Raw genomic sequence first — 19,432 nt, 5'->3', positions numbered from 1 at the left:
CTGCAATAAATATTAGTATAGGAAAAATTATTTAAACCTCTAATCCTAGCTGGATCAAAATATAGGTAAGCTTACAGCTTTGTGTAGTGCAGGCTCCGTCAACTGTTACCCGTTGGCCACAACCATTTGTGATAGTCTTCTTTCCACAATCAGAATTAGTTGTACATGCTTTTCCACCTGTGTCGCTACCCTCGATACCGTCAAATTAGTTTTTTTGACCCTGTATCAAATATGAATATAGAGCCCCCTCCCATCCAATATTTGGAGAAACCCTAAAAATAATGTTGCTTTGTTACTCGTCACAGCTCCCTGTAGCAAACTGTATTTAAACATGTTATACCTATCATCCCATAAATTATCCCTGATGAAAAATATTCGCTGGATCCTCATAATCATCTTTACGCTCTCCGCTGTCAACACTTTTGCCCAATATGCAGATGATAATGTGACCGTAAACGACAGCCGTAAATCAAAAGACCCTTTCAAAGGAAAAAACAAAGCCCAGGACCTGGACAGTGGTAAAATCACCAAAATATCCCTGCCAGATCCGGACATTAACCCCGATGAAAAAACTGCCATCGCAATTAACGTATCCGGTATACAGATCATTAATGAAGTTGGTGACTCTACCATCTTAGGGTATGTGCAGACAGGTATGTTCAACAAGTGGAAGCCTGCTGCTTTAGCCAACCCTTTTACTGAGTACCTGCAATCTTATGTAGACCAACGCTACCACTCTATATATAAAAAAGAGGGTGCACAACTCGTCATCGTTATACAGGAAGTCCGCATCGGGGAACGTACTTTCAGCATGAGCGAGCGCAGCTTCTTACATTTCAAAGCCATCTCCTTCGCAGGAGATAATAGCGGCAAATTCACCCAGATCGGTGCCCTGGATACCATCCTTACAAAAGGGGGTATGGATGTTACACACAAACACGGTGAAAACATCATCGCTGCCCTGCAGATTTTACTCGCCCGTACGCCTGTGCAATCACCCGAAACTTATACCCTATCCGAATTAAAAGAAAAAGCAGCAGCCCGCTACAATGTTCCTGCCCTGCAGGCAAAAGAACATGCAGATGGCATCTACCTCACCTTTAAGGATTTTCTTGCCGACAAACCATCTGTCACTGACATTGAATATGAGAATGATAACAACATCATTCGCTTCTATCATAAAGACAGCAGCGGCAACAAAATCTATGTTGATAAATTCTGGGGGGTACGCAAAAGCGGTGCCCTGCTCAAACAATATGATTATGGTGCGCTCATTCCCATCGAACAAAAACAGAACAGCATTTACCTGACCAACTACCTGTCTATGTCCCGCCGCAATAACAATGCTATCATCTGGGGTGCAGCAGGAGGAGGAATGTTAGGAGCAGCAATAGCGGGAACGATAGCAGCAGGCACCATGCCACTGGTAGAGAATGTGCCGTATATCAAAAAGAAAGCGCCCTATGCGACCCGCGTAGATATTGAAACAGGAGAACTCGCATTATAATAAAAAGAGCTTGTATCAAGAGTAAAATTTACCGGATGTAATCCGGAACATTGAAGGAGAGTTTGTAATTCTCAATGCCTTCAAATTACTCCTGATACAAGCTCTTTTCTTATTTTACAAAATACCGCATGATCTCCCTCCTGAATTCCTCCGCCCCAATTTCCCTTCTCCGCTCCAAAATTCCTTTCGCCTTCTTCCCTGCCGGATACCTTAACTGGTCCGCAGCATCAGTTGCCGCCTCATAAATAACAGCCGCAATCTCCTCCGGCAGCGTCTCCTGGTCAACTGCAGCCAGTACCTTCTCCACCGCCGCATCATACACCGGGTGTCTGGCCAGATCAAAAGATCTGCTAAACAGATCCGTCTTTGTTGCATCCGGAGCCACCGTCTTCACCCCAATATTGAATCCCGCCAGCTCAACTGACAGGCATTCACTCCAGCCTTCCAATGCCCACTTCGTAGCGTTGTAAATACTACTGAAAGGAAACCCTGTATTGCCGCCCACTGATGTGATGTTAATAAATAGTCCTCCCTGCTGCGCTCTGAAATAAGGAATAAAAGCCTGCGTCACACGCACCGCTCCCAAAAAGTTGGTATTGATCTGCCGCATGATCTGCTCTTCTGTATATGCTTCCATGGCACCAAACAAACCATAACCGGCATTATTCAATACCACATCTACCTTGCGTAAAGTAATCGCCTTACTCACTGCCGATGTAATCTGCTCAACATTGGTTACATCCAGCGTCAATAGCTGCACATTCTCCAGCTGAGACAACACCGTTTCTTTTTCCGGATGCCGCATAGTAGCAATCACATACCACCCTTTGTCATGAAAGAACTGCGCACTGGCCTTGCCAATACCTGATGAAGCCCCTGTGATAAAAATTGTTTTCATTGGTAATAATTTTATGACACAAACCTAGCGGCAAAATAGTATACATTTGATACCTGTATACAAAAGGATACTTACATGAAAGCAAATGAAACCAAACGCTTCCAGGACAAAATCAGGGCTATCCAGGATACTATGTTCGTGATCGGGGGTAAGTGGAAAATACCTGTGATCCTGAGCATTTATGTTGGGAATAAACGCTTCAATGATATAGCAGCCTCTATTCCCAATATCACCAACCGGGTACTCTCCAAAGAGTTAAAACACCTGGAAGAAAACCTGCTGATTACGAGAACTGTAGTGGACGATTATCCTGTAAGGATTGAATATGCATTGACTGATTATTGTCTCACGATCGATATGATTGCAAAGCCGATGGAAGAATGGGGAAAAAGGCATAAAAAGATGATCAGCAGGAAACGATAGTGAGAATATTTATATCTTAGCAGTACTTATAAAATCATTGCATTTCCCTGGACAGCAAAGAACACGCCCTATGCATAAAGACTTTAGAGGCCATGGGCCGGTATTGATCCGGGAAGACGGCAAATATGTGTGCCTGAATATTTTGACCATCACCCAAATGGATAAAACAGGTACTACCATCAGGGTTTTCAACCCGATTATTACAATACACTATGACTACAGAAGCGCAAATCAAACAGGAATTATTACAAAAGAATGGTGTTAATGAAAAAGAATCCGTATTTGTTCCGGCATCTAAATATGCCTATTACAATCCTGCCAAAAAAGATAAGAATGGCAACGTGGTCGTGGGTCAGCCTTTCCCGTTTATCTGGTTATTACAAACCATTTCCACCGCAATCGGTATTCCTTTAGCACTGAGTCAATACCTGCTTCCCTGGCAGTGCGTAGCTATTGGCGGAATTGTACTCCTGGTAAATATTGTCATGTACATAACAGGCTCTAAGCCGCAGGGGCTGACCGTCAACAAAACCGGCTTTACAATCGACCAAAATAGTTATCTCTGGGAGGATTATACCAACTTGTACCTGTTCTTCTACGCAGTTACAAAAGAAGAAAGGTATGCAAAAATTGTGTTGATAAAAGCAGATGGTACCTATACCTTAGTTGATATCAGCCGGGTGGCCAGTGGCGTTAACTTCTCTAAAGTGGCGACTCCCCTCAGAGACTTCCAGCCCGAAAGCTATAAAAATTCCCTACCTTCGCAACTTGAAACTAACGACCACACTTAAAGAAATCGCACTTGCTGCCGAAGAAAAGGAAGCCGAGAATCTTGCATTCAGATCATTCCTGCAATCACAGATGTCCGATGAAATAGATGAGCTTGTCCGGGAGCTGGATACCCTCATTACCCCACAAATAGACTGTACCTCCTGTGGGAATTGCTGCCGTAATCTCATGATTAACGTTACTGAAGAAGAAGTGAATGCACTCGCCACTCACTTGAACAGCTCCTGTACCAAGCTGAAGGAGAAATATATTGAAACAGGTGGCAGCGATGATATGATGGTCATCAACACCATTCCCTGTCATTTCCTGCACGACTGCCGCTGCACCATTTATGAGCACCGCTTTGCCGGTTGTCGTGAATTTCCTGCGCTGCACCTGCCTAAGTTCAATAAACGACTCTTCACTACTTTTACACATTACAGCACCTGTCTTATTATACACAATGTAGTGGAAGAAATGAAAAACAGGCTATCTTTTCACCAGTAAAAACCTGCACGACCACTCACTACAATCGTCTCCTTAGCAAGGCCTGTTCCATGAACACCATAATTAAAGCTATTTTAAAACGCTTCATTCAGGCCCAAAAAGAAGCCCCTTGCACCAAACTTACCCCAGGCATAATCCAGGCACAAATTCGTGCGCGTGAGCTTATTGAACAACACCCTCAAACCAGCACCACCACCAGGTTGCCACACCTGGAACAACTTCGTTCCCGAAGCATCATTCGCCGTTTGCATATGGAAGAAGGCCACCCCACTCAAAAACTTATTCCTCAGGATGGGAAACCGGTACTCTATCTCTGAATAGTTATACTGCGTTCCTTTAAAATACCCTACTGTATACCCTCTGCCACTCCTGAATGACGGATCCTTTCCCGTACCAGGCAATTCCAGGTAAGGAATATTTCCCGCTATCAGGTAAGAACCCCAGTTCCAGAAAGCCACCACATGCTCCGGATTCCTGTGCGATAAACTAAAGTACTTCCGAAAATCAGTTGTGAACTGCAAGGCATTCCGTGTACTCGCCAGCCAGGTTTGATTTAACCTAAAACCCGCATCTATATACATTCCCTTATAAGCCCTGTTCTGGTTATCACGCGTTGTATACTGCACATTGAACAACAGGCCGTTTGCCATATATTTATCCCTGTGAAAACCATGCCTGTCGCTATAAATATCGTAAGGCGTATTTCCCGAAGTATCCGTCTCAGTTAACTTCCTCCTGATATCAAATGAGACCCCTGCTCCCACAAACAAATGGGGCACCACCTCCTTATACACCTTCTCCCTGAAGTTATAAAACTGTGCATGCAGGCCACGGGCTTTACGGTTCGGATTCGCCAGCTGCTTGTCCGTAGCACTTCCTTCCGGATCAATGCCTATTCCCAGTCCATAATCCGGTGTCACTGTTTTGGCCGCTACCAGGTTTCCCTGGAAATTCCACTTATTCCCCGGTGTGTAGATATTGTGACTGATGTAGAAATAGATGATCCCTTTCGTTGTAATAGATGCCGAGGTGGCCCCTACTGACAACAAGGTATTCGGATCATTGCCCAGTTTCCGACCTGCCACAGCCTTTATACCTATCTGCGAACCGATACTGGGATTGGAAGCCACATTCGGAACGACAATAATACCGGATGGCTTTTTATCAGGATCCCTGTGGACATGAAAAATATTCCTGACCAGGTCGGTAAAATCAAACTGTGATTCCAACCTTTCGGCCACTACCGGGTTATTTATATGCACATGAGATGAATCGCCCTTCAGCGTATCGGCAGCGGGTACCGGTACCTGACTAAAGGCTGGTGCACAGGATCCCGCCAAAATGAACAGAAACAGGCCCTTCAATAAAATGGTTTTGTAACGAGGTAACATTAAATTAGCGGAAACAAATTTCAAACCAACATGACTGTTGACTCCTACATCGCATCTTTTCCGGAGGATGTCCAGACCCTGCTACAACAGGTGAGAACGACCATCCGGCAGGCTGCACCTACTGCTACAGAAGCTATTAAATACGCCATCCCTACTTTTGTTCTAAACGGGAACCTGGTGCATTATGCGGCATTTAAGCACCATATTGGGTTCTACCCTACCCCTACAGGCATCAAGGCATTTGAGAAGGAATTATCGCCTTATAAACAGGGAAAGGGGTCCATCCAGTTTCCCCTGGATCAACCCCTTCCCTTAGATCTTATTACCAAAATTGTGCTTTATCGTCTGAAGCAAAACTCCAAAAAATAGCTTAGCTCTTCTTCAGCTCTGCAACCGGGATAGAAACAATCCTTCCCACCTGCTTTCCGTTTTTATAACTTACAATACGCAGCATCACAGCATCCTCAGGCAGGGCAAAAGGCTGTTTGTAAACCAGGGACTTTATATCCGGGAATGAATTATCCACGCTATAATGCATTTCCAATCCGTCCACCTCAGGTACAAACGTACACAAACCTGATTGCAGGGTCACATCCGGCTCATACATACTCGGTGCGTAACTTACAGTATCTCTGTCCATTAAGCGCATATGCTGCTCTACCTTTTCAACGAAGTTCGGCCAGTCTTTTTTGGATGCCGGGCTCCACAGGCACTCTGCTACTGCCAGACCACGAGGCCAGGTCATATATTCTACCTTGCTGAAATTATACACCTGCTCTGTCCACAGGTTCGCCTGACCACCTAATACATACTGCGGATCTACACCTGCAGGTACCGGATTGAAAGCATATACCTTCTTCATACGCAGGGTTTCGTATACTTTTGATTCCAGGTACTTATTACCCTGCACATAGTCAATGTACACATAGTTATTCGGGGTCATTACCACCTGGTGTTTTAAATTAGCGGCTTCTATACCACCTTTCTCCCCTCTCCAGCTCATAATAGTGGCATTAGGTGCCACACCACCTTCCAGCAGCTCATCCCAGCCAATCAGTTTCTTACCTTTTGAAATAATAATGGCTTCCACCTTCTTTTCAAAATAAGCCTGCACTTCCTCGTAGTTCTTCAGCTTTTCTTTCTGCATCAGGCTTGTGATATTCGGATCCTTCTGCCAGTAGTTTTTTGCACATTCATCGCCTCCCACATGGATATAGCCAAAGGGAAATAATCCCGCCACTTCTTCAAAGACCTTATTGAGGAATGTGTATACCTCCGGTTTGGCAGGATTGAGCGTGTTATCATACTTTGCCACGATACCATGATCGGTCCAGTCCATGAAACCCTTTTCGCCGGAATACACCTTGTAAGTCGCCGCTTCTTTTGTACCTGACAACTCCGGATAGGCTACTACCGCAGCCATAGAGTGCCCTGGAATATCTATTTCCGGCAGGATGTCCACAAAATGTGCCTTTGCATACTGTACAAGATCCTTTATATCCTGCTGGGTATAAAATCCGCCATAGTTATACTTCGCCCCTGGTTCAGCCGCCGAGAACTCACCGTAATAACCATATTTTTCCACAGCCCAGGCACCTACTTCCGTTAGTTTTGGATAACTCTTAATTTCAATACGCCATCCACCATCATCAGTCAGGTGCAGGTGCAACACGTTAAATTTATAAGCAGCTATTTCATCTATGTACCGCATCACTTCCGCTTTGGTAAAGAAGTGCCGTGCAACATCCAGCATCATGCCTCTCCAGCCTACCGTCGGGTAATCCCTGATAGTCAGAAAAGGTACGGATGGCGCTACCAACAGCTGGCGAACTGTCTGTAATCCATAGAATAATCCATTTTCTTTGTTTGCAGAAATGTGAATACCTTCTTTATCGATAACGAGCAGGTAGCCCTCATTACCAATAGTATTATCCGGTTTTTTGAACAGGCTCAGAGAAATCCGGGTGCCCCCATTGGCTACTACCGTTTTCTTGAAATCTGCTTCCAGCTGGGTTTTTGCCAGTGATAAGGAGGCCGTGTTTTTTATATCCGTTGCCCAAATAACGTTATTCCCCAATGGCAATGTCCCATTTTGAACTACCATAGATACAGGTTCCGGAATAATTTTTGGTTGTGCATGGCTGTTCATGTTAAGAAGCATGGCCAGCAAGATGATGATCATTGATCGCATACGTGAACTTTCTTTATTCCGAAAAAATAATAAACTATTTCCTATTATCTTATATTTGTTTCAGACGACACAGCACAGAATTCCATGGACACAAGATCAGAACCAGATGACTCCGCTTCATTAGACCGACTGCAGCTGCTTGCAGCCCAGGATAATTCAGCGCTCCTACGCAGTGAAGAACGCTACCATAAAATGGTGGAAGAAGTAGAAGATTATGCTATCCTCCTGCTGGATCCCAATGGCCGGATAATGAACTGGAATAAAGGTGCTGAAAAAATCAAAGGCTATAAAGAAGCCGAAATCATAGGCCGCAATTTCCGGATCTTCTATCGGCCGGAAGACCAGGAAAGACAATTACCCGAACAACTCATTCAACGTGCCCGCAGTACCGGCAAAGCTATTCACGAAGGCTGGCGTGTACGCAAAGATGGCACCACCTTCTGGGGCAGTGTCGTTCTTACCGCACTCCATGATGACCTGAAGAATGTGATCGGTTTCTCCAAAGTAACCCGTGATCTCACCGAAAGAAAAGTCGCCGAAGACAAAATACAACAATACGCCAAAGAACTGGAAGCCCAGAACAGGGACCTCCAGCAGTTTGCATATGCTGCCGCACACGACATGAAAGAACCACTCCGAAAAGTGCAGTTCTACACGTCTTCTTTATTAGATGGAATCGGCACTCAACTGCCGCCAAAGGAAAAATCTTATCTCGAAAGAACCGTGGATGCCGCACACCGTATGCAGGGCCTCATCGAAGATCTGCTGACCTATACCAGAATATCAGGAGAAGTACCTCCTTTTGAAGAAGTCGCCCTCACATCCTTATTGGAAGAAGTGCTTTCTCATCACCAGGAAACCATAGAATCTATCAATGCAGTCATTGAAGCAGATCCACTCCCTGTCGTGCCCGGCATCACCTTCCAGTTACGCCAGCTGCTTGACAACCTGATCGGCAATGCCCTAAAATATCATCATCGGGAGAAGATCCCTCATATCATCATCCGATCCACCTTCGATAATGGTAAACAAAACATCATTATACAGGATAATGGCATCGGCTTTGAACCGCAAAACTGTAAGAAAATATTTGAGATGTTTGAACGCCTGCACGGCCGTGAAAGCTATCCGGGTACCGGCATAGGCCTGGCCCTTTGCCAGCGGATTGTACAAAACCATCATGGTACGATCAGTGCTACCGGACAGGTAGGCGAAGGTGCTACCTTCACCATAACCTTACCTATTGCAGAGGCGGAATAATTCCTGCACCATTGCTTTCAATTCAGGCCTGTTATTCGGCTTGATAAAATATTCCGCAGCCCCCAGCTGCCGGCAGATCTGCATATGCTCAGGCTGACTGGAAGTGCTCCATACTACCTTGAGCACTTTTATATCCTGAATTTTTTCCAATACTTCCGTGGCATTCATCACCGGCATCTTATAATCCAATATGATCAATGACGGCCAATTATCCGGTGACCGCTCAGCCAGGTAATCCAATACCTGTTGCCCGTTAAAAACAGTGTTTATCTTTGTATCCGGCTCTTCCTCTAAAATAGCCTCTATCAAAATTTCCTGGTCATCCCTGTCGTCGTCAGCTAACAGGAATTTAATTTTCATACTCTGATTCATAGCGCGGTAACTAAAGTACTAATTATCGCTTAAAAATCAAATTTCAGCATCGCCCTGATCCCCCATAATGGTGCCTCCGGATGATGCTGGTAGGTAAAACGCTTTACAAAATCGACACGCACTATTTTAAAGATATTACCAATACCAGCGCTTCCTTCTATATATGGTCCATTGCTCAGCGAATAAGTGCCCGAAGGAAACAGCATTAGCTGAGCCGCATTCTCACTTCTCACTCCTCCCCACAGGAACTTTGCATTCACAATTTCCCGCCATTTCAGCCTCCGCAGCAAAGGCACTTTATTAAAGAAAAATCCATTGAAGTGATGATCAATATTTATCCCTGCATAATGATCACTCACGAATTCCAAAAAGTTCATCAGGTTGTACGACTGCAACTGAAAGGAATAAGTCTGGTTCGCCCTGTGGATATCCAGCAATGGAAAAGGCAGCTGCCCGAATAAATAAGAGCCCTCTGCATTCACATCCGTATACCCCAGTTGTGATAAATAAAATCGTTTCGTAATATTCAATGCCACATGCTGATAATTGTATTCTCCATTCAGCAATCCTTTGATGCCCTGGTTATAGCGCAGGGTAAAGATGGGATACTTATCAGTAATGGGTGTACGATACAATTTACTCTGGTAAAACTGCTCGTGCGGTGCATAGCGTAAGGTCATATTCAACTCAGTTGTCTTCACACCTGTTACATTCACTACTTCTTCATTTACCAGCTTCTGAAACGACAGTCCTCCTGCCGGATGCTGATCCCAGTACTTCAAGCCAAATGAATACGAGAAATGATTCTGCAACTCATGCAGGTATTCCAACTTAAAAAAATCATTGTACAGCATCTGGTTGCTCGTGCCCCGCTTGAAAGATAACAACACGTTGTTCTCCTGCACAAACTGTAGTTCCTGCCCGGGAATCTTGGTATCGTGCTGAAAACTGGCCCTGATATAATGTTGAGGAAAAGTATAAATAGATTTGTTATTCAATGAATAGGTAGCACTCACGAAATATTTAAAACGCTCATCTTTCACACCATAGGCCATATAGCCTTCGAAATATATACGCTTACTTAGTTGTTCCGTTGTTCTGCCCCCGAACCGTGGCCTGAAACCTTCCACCGCATTAAAACTGTAGAAAGTATTCACCGGTCCTATTTCGAAAGGCCCAAAGTTTTTAAAGCCGATCAATAAAAAAGTGGCCCAGTTCACCGCCCTTTTAAAGGAAGGAGTATGCTGCAGGCTGTCCATATTTTTGTATACACCTGCTGCTGGTCCAGACAAGGCATAGGGCCTGTTCAATGCCCAGTAGGCGGTATCTTTTTTCTCCGCATCTGCAAGCGTTTCTACCGCAGATCCGCCATAATCTGCATTCGGCCTTTTTTTATCCAGGAAAAAACTATCAATCTGTACAATGCGCTCTCCATACATGCCCTTTCCTTTCTCTTTGCTCAGACCAAAATCCATTTTCAGGGTACTTTCTTTCAACTGGTTCCGCTCATCAAATGTAATGTTGGCTTCCATCCGCCGTACGAAGTTGAGATTAATGCGTTTATCAACCCTGAGTTCGGCCCGCGATATAGCATAGGTACTGTCCAGCCTGATATACAAGCGACCTTCAAAGAGCAGGTCTGTTTTACTCCTTGGACTAAAATCCAATACTACCTGGTGATCCACCGTATCAGTTATGAAATATTTATAGAAGCCAGGGGCCCCGCCTGCCACAGGACTCAGCAACTGATTAGTCATCAACATGATATTATTCTGGTAAATATCTATGTCCTGGTAAAAGAAATTGAGTGTGGAAGACCAGCCTTTGTTGTCAATGAGGTTTTCATCGTATTTCACCTGTTTGCTGGCACGAATGATCTGCTTTTTGGTATAAGGATTGCGACGGTAATAATTGTCGGACATTTTTTCTTCCATATAGACAGGCAGCATTAATCTGCCGCCAATGGCATCGGAATCCTGCTCTGTAAAAAGGTACTGGTAATTTTTAAAGATGCGCCTGTTACGAAAGGTATCTGATAAATGACTGAGCGAGAGTAACATCCTTTCATATTTATGATACTCTGCATAGTCATAATTTTCCGGACGGTTCTTTGATTTATGTGCAATCACCTCTCTGATCAGGTCTACTGCAGGATTGTTCTTATTTGAGTACTTCTGTTTCTTTCCTGATCTGACCACGACCTCACTGAGGCCATAGGTATTCTGCATCAGTTTTACGTTGATCACCTGCTGCTTTTCGGGTACTACGGTTAATTTTACCGTCTTATACCCCATCGCATATACGGAGATCTGTGTAAATGGTTCGCTGGCCGACAAAGTAAAATGACCTTTTTCGTCAGTATGTGTACCGATTGTTTTACCACTGATGACGATACCCGCCATTTCAAGTGGAGCTTTGGTGCCGGCATCCGTTACTGTTCCTGACACTACCGTCTGGGCAACAAGGGAAATGGGAAAGGCAATCAATAAAAAATACGATAGTATCGTACACTTCATAAGCGCTAAGTTCGTTCGCATACAGGAAGCCTGCGCTTCAATACTACAACTGAATCCGATAAATCAGGCGGGCTTATAGGCATATTCCGGAATTGTAGCGACCAGCCCGAAGAATCATGCGATATGAGCTGCAAACGAACACAACCATGCCCAAATATTTATATCGACAAACTTCCGGCACTTGTCGCTAATATTAAATGATTATGAACAAAAAGAGGACATTTGAATAAATAACTACCTTACAGTCTGAATAGATTGGATAGGATACCTACAACTTAAAAACGATTGATATAAGCGGGTGCTGCCGCCAGCGAACAATACCTACATTGTTGCGCCGGAACCCAGGCATTGCCAATTGAAACTCAGTGTAAACGACTTTATTTATGGACATTTTACATTCGTTCAGGGAACTGGATAAGGCCCTCTTTATGCTTATTAATCACGATTCAGATAGTAAATTTCTGGACCCTGTTATGATGGCTATAAGAGAACCACTCAACTGGATTCCCCTCTATGCATTTATGTTGTGGTTCAGCTTTGCCAAATTAAAGCACAATGCACTGGTGTTTATCATCACGACCCTGGTGGCCTTCGCCGTTACGGACATGATGTGTGCACAACTCGTAAAACCCTTTGTAGGCAGATTACGCCCCTGCTATGATCCTGAACTGAATGGAATGGTCAGAAGCCTGGTCGGTTGCGGAGGTGCTTACTCCTTCCCTTCCAATCATGCGGCTAATCATTTTGTATTGGCCACTTACTGGTTCTATGCCATCAGGCATTACCTGGATAAAAAATGGAACTGGTTGTGGATCTGGGCGGCTGCTGTTTGTTATGCACAGGTATATGTCGGTAAACATTTCCCTTCTGACGTGTTAGGTGGGGCAATCATCGGTTCTATCGTTGGCGTAGCAGTTTTTCAACTTTCATTAAGATTCCAGTTTACATATAATATTAAAAAAGCCTCCTGATTCAGGAGGCTTTTTTAATTCGCTCAGATGGACTCTGTGTACTTCTTGAAATTGTCAAGAATAGCCTGCCATCCCGCTTGTTGCATCTCTTCGGGGTTTTGCTTCTCAGTTTCGAAAGTCTCGTTGATATCAGTTGAGTCTCCATGACTGTGGAAATAGATATCTACTTTACGGCCATCGCCGAGGGTATAGCCAATTTTTTCATGCAGCTTTACCACATCGTAGGTACCAAAAAAATCAAAGCCCATACTGCCATCTTTAGCTTCCATTCTTGAAGAAAAACGACCTCCCGGACGCAGGTCATTTTGTGCACTGGGAGTATGCCAGTCCTCAGATGCTGTGCTCCATTTAACAATGTGTTCCGGACTACTCCAGATTTTCCACACTTTTTCTACAGGTGCATTAACCGTGGTTTTGATGGTGATCGCGCTCATGGTGTTTGATTTTATACTACAAACTTAAGTTAAGTCATTTATTCCAATTATGGGTAAATCCGACAATTGCCGGGTACAATACGACAGCTATCTGTTCACTACCGGAAATTGTGCTATGCGCAGATGTGTACAACCATAAGGTATCAGTTCTATGTCCTGCTCCTGGCCCAATTCCAGCTGGAAGATTGTACTGAATGGTACTGGTCCTGCCATCTCCTGGTACAGTTGCCAACTGGGAATAATCCTGCCTTTCGTTTTGATCGTGATCGGTGCTTTTTCAGGCTCCCATGGATAGGCGGCTATTGTACTGCTCTTAACAACATTGTAATGTGCAGAAAGTTCATTCTCCGGTGTTGCATACAATGCATAATTCCATGGCGTAGCAGGTCTGATCTCATAGTAACTGTTGCCATAATCAATGCTGTCTGCTGCTGTAATACGCACCATCTTTTTCTCCTCTCCTATTTTCAGGGCATAAGCCAGCGGACCTCTTTCCACGGAGATACTGTTTTCGTACCAACGTTGATTATTCAGGTGCATGGGCAACTGTAAAATCACTATATCTCCCTTCTTCCAGGACCTGTTTACTTTTACAACCTGGTTGCCTGCCGGCTCCTGCTCTGTTTTTCCGTTCACTACGATCTTCGCCTGTTTACACCATGCAGGTATGCGCAGGGTCAGGGGAAAAGAAGTAGAAGCTCCTGTATAGGTAAATGTGATCTGCTCTTCGAATGGATAATTGGTGGTTTCTGTAAAGCCAATCTGCTTACCATTGATCGTCGTCTTCAGTTCGCTGGGCGCATAGACCAATGCTGCGACTCCTTTATCTGCGGCAGCATACCAGAGGTTCTGTGTAAACTTGGGCCAACCCTGGTGCATATTTGATGTACAGCAGGCATAACCTGTGAGCAAACCATAGCACACATCAGTACCACTGTGATTTACATGAAAGCCCCTGGTCTGGCGGGTGAGCATTACCTGATTGGCCTGCTGAAAATACTGCCTGTCCATGAAGTCAGCTGTAATCTGCGTGGGCATGGCATTGAATGCAATTCTTTCCAGCTTGTCAGCATAAGCGACATCGCCGGTGATAGGGAGGGTTGTTTCCAGCGTGTACATCATCTCTACAGCCGTACACAATTCTGAACCACCAGTAGGATTATTACCATGCAGGTCCTCATCACCACCATAGAGCCCCATCACCATATCGTCGTAATGACGCAGATCCGTGTAAGCTTTTACGGTAGCATCCAGGTATTGCTGTTCCGGATGCTGCTGGTAATAAAGGATTGGCTCCTTCATACCCTGCGCGAGGTTTACACCGTGGATACTGCCTACCTGGGAAAGTAAAGACGTATGCAGGAATGCATTGGTAAAATCGAAGGTCTGTTTGTGCAGCAGATCAGCCAGATCCAGCAGGAATTTATCGCCGGTAATGTTGTACAACCAGTACACTTCCTTCAGGTTATCGCCGGCTCTGTACCGGGCCCAGAATGACCAGTGGTCCAGGGGATGGGCCGGCAACTCCTTTAGCTGGTACCTGAAATAGCTGGTCATGAGTTTCACTACTCTCTGATCGCCGGTAGCCATGTAGTATTGCTGTAGAATTTTGAGCATCACCATCTTCGGCCACCAGTCATGACTGTTATCTCTTTGCACACCCGGCTCAGGACCATAATCCTTTGAAGGGCCAAAGTAACCATCAGGTTGCTGACTTTGAATACTCCATTCCACCCATGGTTTTACCTTGCGGATGAGGGCCGTGTCCTGCAGGATGTAAGCCAATGGCAGCAGGCCATCTATCCAGTAAGGGCCTCGTTCCCACTGATCGCCATCGCCACCCAGCCAGCCATTGCGGGGACCCATTACTAAGGGATACAATTTATCCAGCTGACCGGTAGCTCCATTCTTCTGGCGCAGCAGCATTTCTTTTAACCAGCCTTGTGGTTTGATAGCGCCGATGGGCAGCGCCGTGTAAGGATTTTCGCGGAGTGGTGCCCGGTTAAAGACAGGCGTAACCTGTGCCTGTACGGAAATACAGAATAATAGGCAAATTAAGACCTGAGATTTCATTTACGTGGGTATTATTTTGCCGGTAAGATAAAAAATCAATATATCCTTTCAAATTTAATTAGGCAGACAATATACCCTTGCCCCAGGGCAGGCGTTTTGGGGTAGGGAAATGAAATTACCGAGGCCGACTGGCAACATTATGTTTGAATTTTATAACTTTAAGGTATGAAACGCTCCGAAAGTATCCAGGACTTTTACAATCGTCACCCCGAGGCGACACCCATGAGCGAAAACGGCCCCGGGCATTTTAATATCTTCATGCGGCAGACGTGTGTAACCAACAGCCCTTACAGCCGCCGGGACTTCTACAAAATCTCACTGATCATAGGCACTGGCAAGATTCACTATGCCGATACCTGGATCAATATTGACAGGCCGGCACTCCTCTTCTCCAATCCCATGGTGCCCTATTCATGGGAAACGGAGGACCCGGATCAGCGGGGCTCGTACTGCATTTTCACAGAGGCCTTCCTGTCTCAGATAGAGAAATTGCAGGATTCGCCCCTCTTTAGCATCGGTACCCCGCACCCTGTGTTCTTTCCAAACGAAGCGCAGATCGGGGAGATCTCAGCCATTTTTGGAAAAATGTCCAGGGAAATGAATGGAGATTATATACATAAGTTCAGCGTACTCCGCAATTGTGTACAGTTGCTCATTCACGAGGGTATGAAACTCACACCGGCCGGTTCATTCGAAAAACATACGAATGCCTCTGCCCGCATCTCCAGTTTATTCCTGGAGCTGCTGGAAAGACAGTTTCCCATTGATACGCCGGAAGCCGCGTTACGCCTGAAAACAGCGAATGACTTTGCACAAAGCCTCTCCGTTCATGTGAATCACCTGAACCGTTCTGTCAAGGAAATCACAGGCAAGACGACCACTGCGCATATTGCTTCCCGCATTACGCGCGAGGCCACGGCCCTGCTACAGCATACAGACTGGAACATTGCGGAAATAGGGTATGCCTTGGGTTTTGAGTCACCACCCTATTTTACCAACTTCTTCCGCAAGCATGCAGGAGTAGCTCCGGGCGAGGTGCGGAATGGGGCTGTCCTTATTTGAAACTGAAAGAGTACTATGGTTATTGGGAACCAGCATAATATTATCCTTGTTTGAAAATTATAAGTTCTTGTTTGATTCCGGTAAGGGCGGCCTGCCATGCGCCTCCTAACTTTGTGTGTACAAAACACGCACAATTATGAAGTACAGAAATCTTGGTAATACCGGCGAAAAGCTCTCCGCTACAGGATTGGGTTGTATGGGTATGAGCTTTGCTTACGGCCCCAGCAATGATACAGAAAGCATCGCCACCCTGCACAGGGCACTTGAACTGGGCATTAACTTCTGGGATACTGCTGATATGTATGGCGCTGGTGCAAATGAATCCCTCATTTCAAAAGTACTGGTCCCAAACAGGGATAAGATCTTTATCGCTACTAAATTCGGCTTTCGCTTCAGAGATGGACAAGCTGGACCCAGCGGCTCAAGCAACACTTATTTTGACGGCTCTCCTGCATGGATCAAAACCGCTGTAGAACAGTCTTTGAAAAGACTGGGCATAGATACCATCGATCTGTATTATGCACATCGTGTGGATCCGAATGTGCCTATTGAAGAAACGGTAGCTGCGATGGCGGAACTGGTGAAAGAGGGTAAGGTAAGATACCTGGGACTGAGTGAAGCATCTGCCACTTCTTTAAGAAAGGCCAATGCGGTACACCCGATTGCTGCATTGCAGACAGAGTACTCTATCCTGACAAGGGACGTGGAAGGCGATATTCTCAATACAGCAAGAGAACTGGGTACTTCACTGGTGCCTTATTCTCCACTGTCAAGAGGCTTAGTGATCAATGCCAATCCTGAAAACCTGGCGGATGGTGATTTCAGAAAAGGGCTGCCACGCTATCAGAAAGAGAACCTGGAGAATAATGAAAAACTGGTGGCTGAATTTGCGGCACTGGCGGCAGGCAAGCAATGTACGCCTGCACAGTTAGCGCTGGCATGGGTGCTGGCACAGGGAGAAGATATTATTCCGATTCCTGGTACCAGGAGGATTAAGTACCTGGAAGAAAATGCAAAGGCCGTGGATCTGGTGCTGTCAAAAGACGATCTGGCAGCAATAGATGCACTGGTGGTAAAGTATCCGAACCTGGGTGAAAGATACCTGCCGGGAGCAATGAAATTGGTGAACAATTAAGAAAAAAGGCTGTATCAAAAGTAAAATTCCCGGGATTTAATTCGGGTTCCTGGTGGAGAGAATTTTCGTTTTTGTAATTCTCAATGCCTTCAGATTACTTTTTGATATAGCCTCTTTTAATGTTATTATTTTAATGTTTTTCTACCTCGATGATGAAGGGCTTCTAAATAGGTCCACTCTTCTGGATTTAACGAAAAATACAAACTAGTTGGTATTGATAAACCAGACACGATGGGCTAGTTTTACTTTTTTTAATTCACCCCAAAAACTTCATGGAGCATGATTACGGATTACGTAAAAAAGTTGGTTGACCTCACCAACAATCAATATGAACAATTCCACTTCGAGAGTGAAGACGACCAACCTTTATCGCAACAAATTAAAGAGTACTGGCAAAACCTGGGCCTTGATTTTCCTGGCACAGAGACTCCCTGGTCGGCTGTATTTGTCTCCTACTGCGTAAAGAGCGCCGGCGCTACAAAGCAGGAATTTTTATTTGCACCCTCGCATTCCAGGTTCGTACATTTTGCCATTCAAAATACGGTAAATAACACAGGCGTTTTCAGGGGTTTTGATATAGCTGATGTAACACCAGAACTCGGGGATATTATTCAAAATAACAGAGGAGGCAATAAATACGATTTTACTTACGCCCAAAAACACAAAGATTACCCTTCACATTCTGCCATTGTAGTTGAAAAAGGTACAGATGCAAATGGGCATTATGTAATGACAATAGGCGGCAATGAAAGTGATTCAATCAGGAAAAAGAAAGTAAGACTGAATGACGGGATGAAAATTATTCAAAGATCCAGTTCACCTTATATTTCGGTGATCCGCGATCTGAAATAACAATCAACATGGCCGGTGTCAATGCCGACCATGTTTTTTTATAAAATCAGTTCCATCTGAATATTACATCTCTCATACGGCGTAGCCCTACCCGCCACTTTTTTAAACCCTAATTTCTGATACAATCCAATAGCTGGTTTAAGAATCGTATTACTCTCCAGGTATACATTCTTTGCACCTAATGAACGGGCTTTTTCCACAATGGCAGTTCCTAATTTATATCCCACACTCTTCCCCTGTGCTTTGGGAGATACTGCCATCTTCGCCAGTTCATATTCATATACAGGATCCTCCATCTTAATCAATGCACATACCCCTACGGGGGTATCACCATCCAGCGCGACCAAAATATATCCCCCCTTATCCAGGATGTATTCATTAGGATGATCCAGGGCTTTATAATCCGCAGCTTCCATCTTAAAATAGGTGGTGATCCATTCTTCATTCAGCTCACGAAATGCCTGCTGATATGCAGGTGTATACTCTACAATACGAATCGTATTGCCTTCCCGCTGCTTCTTCGTTTCCAGCACCCGGCGGAGCAGGCTTTTCTCTTCCAGCAGGTATTCCCATTCTTCAATCGCCTTCCACAGATCATTCCTCGTTTGTGCAGAGATTTCATTCACCGCCTGTTCCACATCTTTATATTGATCCTCAATCAGCAGGGCAGTCTCTTTTCCTTTCTTAGACAATTGGACTACATTTCGCCGGCCGTCCGCCTTATCTTTTTTTTCCAGCAGGTACCCGGCCTTTGCCATCTCTGTCGTGATCTTGCTCACGGATGGATGAGAATGACCTATTTCTTTGGCAATGGCCGTGATGGTTTTGCCTTCTCCTTTGGAAAGTACGTAGAATACCGGGAACCATTTCGGCTGCATATCTATACCGTAGAGATGATATACCTGTGCTGCATCTTCAGTGATCTTTTCCGTAAGTAAGCGGAGCCTGCTCCCTAATGCCATTTTGCCGGCTTCTTTGAAGAATTCCATTGTTGACATAATTTACGTAATTGGTTACGTAAATGTAATAAGTATTTCCTGAATTACCATCATATATGAAAAATCTCAATAAG

The 19,432-nt window shown here is 44.8% G+C and carries 19 protein-coding genes; 11 read left to right on the top strand and 8 right to left on the bottom strand.

What is annotated here, in order from left to right:
- Positions 1 to 364 precede the first annotated feature (364 nt).
- Entirely contained in the window at positions 365 to 1,507 is a 1,143-nt protein-coding gene (locus DXN04_RS33385; protein WP_116857771.1) for a hypothetical protein, read from the top strand.
- 109 nt (positions 1,508 to 1,616) lie between these two features.
- Here DXN04_RS33385 and DXN04_RS33380 read toward each other — a convergent pair whose 3' ends face one another.
- Positions 1,617 to 2,405: an SDR family oxidoreductase gene (locus tag DXN04_RS33380; RefSeq protein ID WP_116857770.1), complete on the bottom strand. Its 789-nt coding sequence runs from the start codon at positions 2,403 to 2,405 to the stop codon at positions 1,617 to 1,619.
- A gap of 75 nt (positions 2,406 to 2,480) precedes the next feature.
- Between DXN04_RS33380 and DXN04_RS33375 the strand changes: the two genes are divergently transcribed.
- The 4 genes from DXN04_RS33375 (at position 2,481) to DXN04_RS33365 (ending at position 4,103) form a co-directional block, all read left to right on the top strand.
- On the top strand, positions 2,481 to 2,828 hold the full coding sequence (locus DXN04_RS33375) for a winged helix-turn-helix transcriptional regulator (protein WP_116857769.1): 348 nt from the start codon (positions 2,481 to 2,483) through the stop codon (positions 2,826 to 2,828).
- A gap of 70 nt (positions 2,829 to 2,898) precedes the next feature.
- The gene (locus tag DXN04_RS35020; RefSeq protein ID WP_158569296.1) at positions 2,899 to 3,093 is read left to right on the top strand and encodes a hypothetical protein; all 195 of its coding nucleotides are present in this window, start codon (positions 2,899 to 2,901) and stop codon (positions 3,091 to 3,093) included.
- Entirely contained in the window at positions 3,041 to 3,619 is a 579-nt protein-coding gene (locus DXN04_RS33370; RefSeq protein WP_116857768.1) for a hypothetical protein, read from the top strand. Before DXN04_RS35020 ends, DXN04_RS33370 begins: the two co-directional genes overlap by 53 nt.
- The gene (locus tag DXN04_RS33365) at positions 3,597 to 4,103 is read left to right on the top strand and encodes a YkgJ family cysteine cluster protein (protein ID WP_116857767.1); all 507 of its coding nucleotides are present in this window, start codon (positions 3,597 to 3,599) and stop codon (positions 4,101 to 4,103) included. Before DXN04_RS33370 ends, DXN04_RS33365 begins: the two co-directional genes overlap by 23 nt.
- Before the next feature lie 74 nt (positions 4,104 to 4,177).
- On the opposite strand, the gene DXN04_RS33360 is transcribed toward DXN04_RS33365, so the two are convergent.
- Positions 4,178 to 5,467 carry a BamA/TamA family outer membrane protein gene (locus tag DXN04_RS33360; protein ID WP_233525745.1) on the bottom strand — a complete coding sequence of 430 codons (1,290 nt, stop codon included), beginning with the start codon at positions 5,465 to 5,467 and terminating at the stop codon, positions 4,178 to 4,180.
- Between the two features lie 57 nt (positions 5,468 to 5,524).
- Here DXN04_RS33360 and DXN04_RS33355 point away from each other — a divergent pair, with 57 nt between their 5' ends.
- Positions 5,525 to 5,863, top strand: coding sequence for an iron chaperone (locus tag DXN04_RS33355; protein WP_116857765.1), 339 nt, complete (start codon positions 5,525 to 5,527; stop codon positions 5,861 to 5,863).
- A 1-nt stretch (position 5,864) separates the two neighbouring features.
- Here the strand turns inward: DXN04_RS33355 and DXN04_RS33350 are convergent, their stop codons facing one another.
- Complete coding sequence (locus DXN04_RS33350; RefSeq protein ID WP_116857764.1) at positions 5,865 to 7,685, bottom strand: beta-N-acetylhexosaminidase; 1,821 nt, start codon at positions 7,683 to 7,685, stop codon at positions 5,865 to 5,867.
- An 84-nt stretch (positions 7,686 to 7,769) separates the two neighbouring features.
- Between DXN04_RS33350 and DXN04_RS33345 the strand changes: the two genes are divergently transcribed.
- Positions 7,770 to 8,945 carry a sensor histidine kinase gene (locus DXN04_RS33345; protein ID WP_116857763.1) on the top strand — a complete coding sequence of 392 codons (1,176 nt, stop codon included), beginning with the start codon at positions 7,770 to 7,772 and terminating at the stop codon, positions 8,943 to 8,945.
- On the opposite strand, the gene DXN04_RS33340 is transcribed toward DXN04_RS33345, so the two are convergent.
- Positions 8,922 to 9,305 (bottom strand): response regulator, encoded by a 384-nt coding sequence (locus tag DXN04_RS33340; protein ID WP_158569294.1) that lies wholly within the window; start codon positions 9,303 to 9,305, stop codon positions 8,922 to 8,924. The two genes, DXN04_RS33345 and DXN04_RS33340, sit on opposite strands and share 24 nt — an antisense overlap.
- Positions 9,306 to 9,346: 41 nt before the next feature.
- On the bottom strand, positions 9,347 to 11,833 hold the full coding sequence (locus DXN04_RS33335; protein ID WP_116857761.1) for a DUF5686 and carboxypeptidase-like regulatory domain-containing protein: 2,487 nt from the start codon (positions 11,831 to 11,833) through the stop codon (positions 9,347 to 9,349).
- Positions 11,834 to 12,216: 383 nt separating this feature from the next.
- On the opposite strand from DXN04_RS33335, the gene DXN04_RS33330 reads away from it, so the two are divergent.
- Positions 12,217 to 12,804, top strand: coding sequence for a phosphatase PAP2 family protein (locus tag DXN04_RS33330; protein ID WP_116857760.1), 588 nt, complete (start codon positions 12,217 to 12,219; stop codon positions 12,802 to 12,804).
- A gap of 23 nt (positions 12,805 to 12,827) precedes the next feature.
- Here the strand turns inward: DXN04_RS33330 and DXN04_RS33325 are convergent, their stop codons facing one another.
- Positions 12,828 to 13,238, bottom strand: coding sequence for an SRPBCC family protein (locus tag DXN04_RS33325; protein ID WP_116857759.1), 411 nt, complete (start codon positions 13,236 to 13,238; stop codon positions 12,828 to 12,830).
- Between the two features lie 87 nt (positions 13,239 to 13,325).
- Entirely contained in the window at positions 13,326 to 15,311 is a 1,986-nt protein-coding gene (locus DXN04_RS33320; RefSeq protein ID WP_116857758.1) for a beta-L-arabinofuranosidase domain-containing protein, read from the bottom strand.
- A gap of 165 nt (positions 15,312 to 15,476) precedes the next feature.
- Here DXN04_RS33320 and DXN04_RS33315 point away from each other — a divergent pair, with 165 nt between their 5' ends.
- From DXN04_RS33315 to DXN04_RS33305, 3 genes are all read left to right on the top strand, one after another.
- Positions 15,477 to 16,373, top strand: coding sequence for a helix-turn-helix domain-containing protein (locus tag DXN04_RS33315; protein ID WP_116857757.1), 897 nt, complete (start codon positions 15,477 to 15,479; stop codon positions 16,371 to 16,373).
- Between the two features lie 136 nt (positions 16,374 to 16,509).
- Positions 16,510 to 17,508 (top strand): aldo/keto reductase, encoded by a 999-nt coding sequence (locus DXN04_RS33310; RefSeq protein WP_116857756.1) that lies wholly within the window; start codon positions 16,510 to 16,512, stop codon positions 17,506 to 17,508.
- A gap of 279 nt (positions 17,509 to 17,787) precedes the next feature.
- Positions 17,788 to 18,360 (top strand): DUF2272 domain-containing protein, encoded by a 573-nt coding sequence (locus DXN04_RS33305; RefSeq protein WP_116857755.1) that lies wholly within the window; start codon positions 17,788 to 17,790, stop codon positions 18,358 to 18,360.
- 38 nt (positions 18,361 to 18,398) lie between these two features.
- On the opposite strand, the gene DXN04_RS33300 is transcribed toward DXN04_RS33305, so the two are convergent.
- Entirely contained in the window at positions 18,399 to 19,358 is a 960-nt protein-coding gene (locus DXN04_RS33300) for a bifunctional helix-turn-helix transcriptional regulator/GNAT family N-acetyltransferase (RefSeq protein WP_233525744.1), read from the bottom strand.
- Positions 19,359 to 19,432 lie beyond the last annotated feature (74 nt).

The sequence above is a fragment of the Chitinophaga silvisoli genome (assembly GCF_003412465.1).
Lineage (GTDB): Bacteria > Bacteroidota > Bacteroidia > Chitinophagales > Chitinophagaceae > Chitinophaga > Chitinophaga silvisoli.
The sequence above is the reverse complement of the archived record's forward strand: the minus strand, read 5'-3'. Positions and strand labels throughout refer to the sequence as shown.

Coding starts and splice junctions, on each gene's coding strand:
- DXN04_RS33315 (WP_116857757.1), top strand. CDS start 15,477: ATGAAACGCTCCGAAAGTATCCAGGACTTTTACAATCGTCACCCCGAG.
- DXN04_RS33375 (WP_116857769.1), top strand. CDS start 2,481: ATGAAAGCAAATGAAACCAAACGCTTCCAGGACAAAATCAGGGCTATC.
- DXN04_RS33340 (WP_158569294.1), bottom strand. CDS start 9,305: ATGAAAATTAAATTCCTGTTAGCTGACGACGACAGGGATGACCAGGAA.
- DXN04_RS33385 (WP_116857771.1), top strand. CDS start 365: ATGAAAAATATTCGCTGGATCCTCATAATCATCTTTACGCTCTCCGCT.
- DXN04_RS33370 (WP_116857768.1), top strand. CDS start 3,041: ATGACTACAGAAGCGCAAATCAAACAGGAATTATTACAAAAGAATGGT.
- DXN04_RS33300 (WP_233525744.1), bottom strand. CDS start 19,358: ATGTCAACAATGGAATTCTTCAAAGAAGCCGGCAAAATGGCATTAGGG.
- DXN04_RS33335 (WP_116857761.1), bottom strand. CDS start 11,833: ATGAAGTGTACGATACTATCGTATTTTTTATTGATTGCCTTTCCCATT.
- DXN04_RS33330 (WP_116857760.1), top strand. CDS start 12,217: ATGGACATTTTACATTCGTTCAGGGAACTGGATAAGGCCCTCTTTATG.
- DXN04_RS33380 (WP_116857770.1), bottom strand. CDS start 2,405: ATGAAAACAATTTTTATCACAGGGGCTTCATCAGGTATTGGCAAGGCC.
- DXN04_RS33355 (WP_116857765.1), top strand. CDS start 5,525: ATGACTGTTGACTCCTACATCGCATCTTTTCCGGAGGATGTCCAGACC.
- DXN04_RS33320 (WP_116857758.1), bottom strand. CDS start 15,311: ATGAAATCTCAGGTCTTAATTTGCCTATTATTCTGTATTTCCGTACAG.
- DXN04_RS33310 (WP_116857756.1), top strand. CDS start 16,510: ATGAAGTACAGAAATCTTGGTAATACCGGCGAAAAGCTCTCCGCTACA.
- DXN04_RS33350 (WP_116857764.1), bottom strand. CDS start 7,685: ATGCGATCAATGATCATCATCTTGCTGGCCATGCTTCTTAACATGAAC.
- DXN04_RS33325 (WP_116857759.1), bottom strand. CDS start 13,238: ATGAGCGCGATCACCATCAAAACCACGGTTAATGCACCTGTAGAAAAA.
- DXN04_RS33305 (WP_116857755.1), top strand. CDS start 17,788: ATGATTACGGATTACGTAAAAAAGTTGGTTGACCTCACCAACAATCAA.
- DXN04_RS33345 (WP_116857763.1), top strand. CDS start 7,770: ATGGACACAAGATCAGAACCAGATGACTCCGCTTCATTAGACCGACTG.
- DXN04_RS35020 (WP_158569296.1), top strand. CDS start 2,899: ATGCATAAAGACTTTAGAGGCCATGGGCCGGTATTGATCCGGGAAGAC.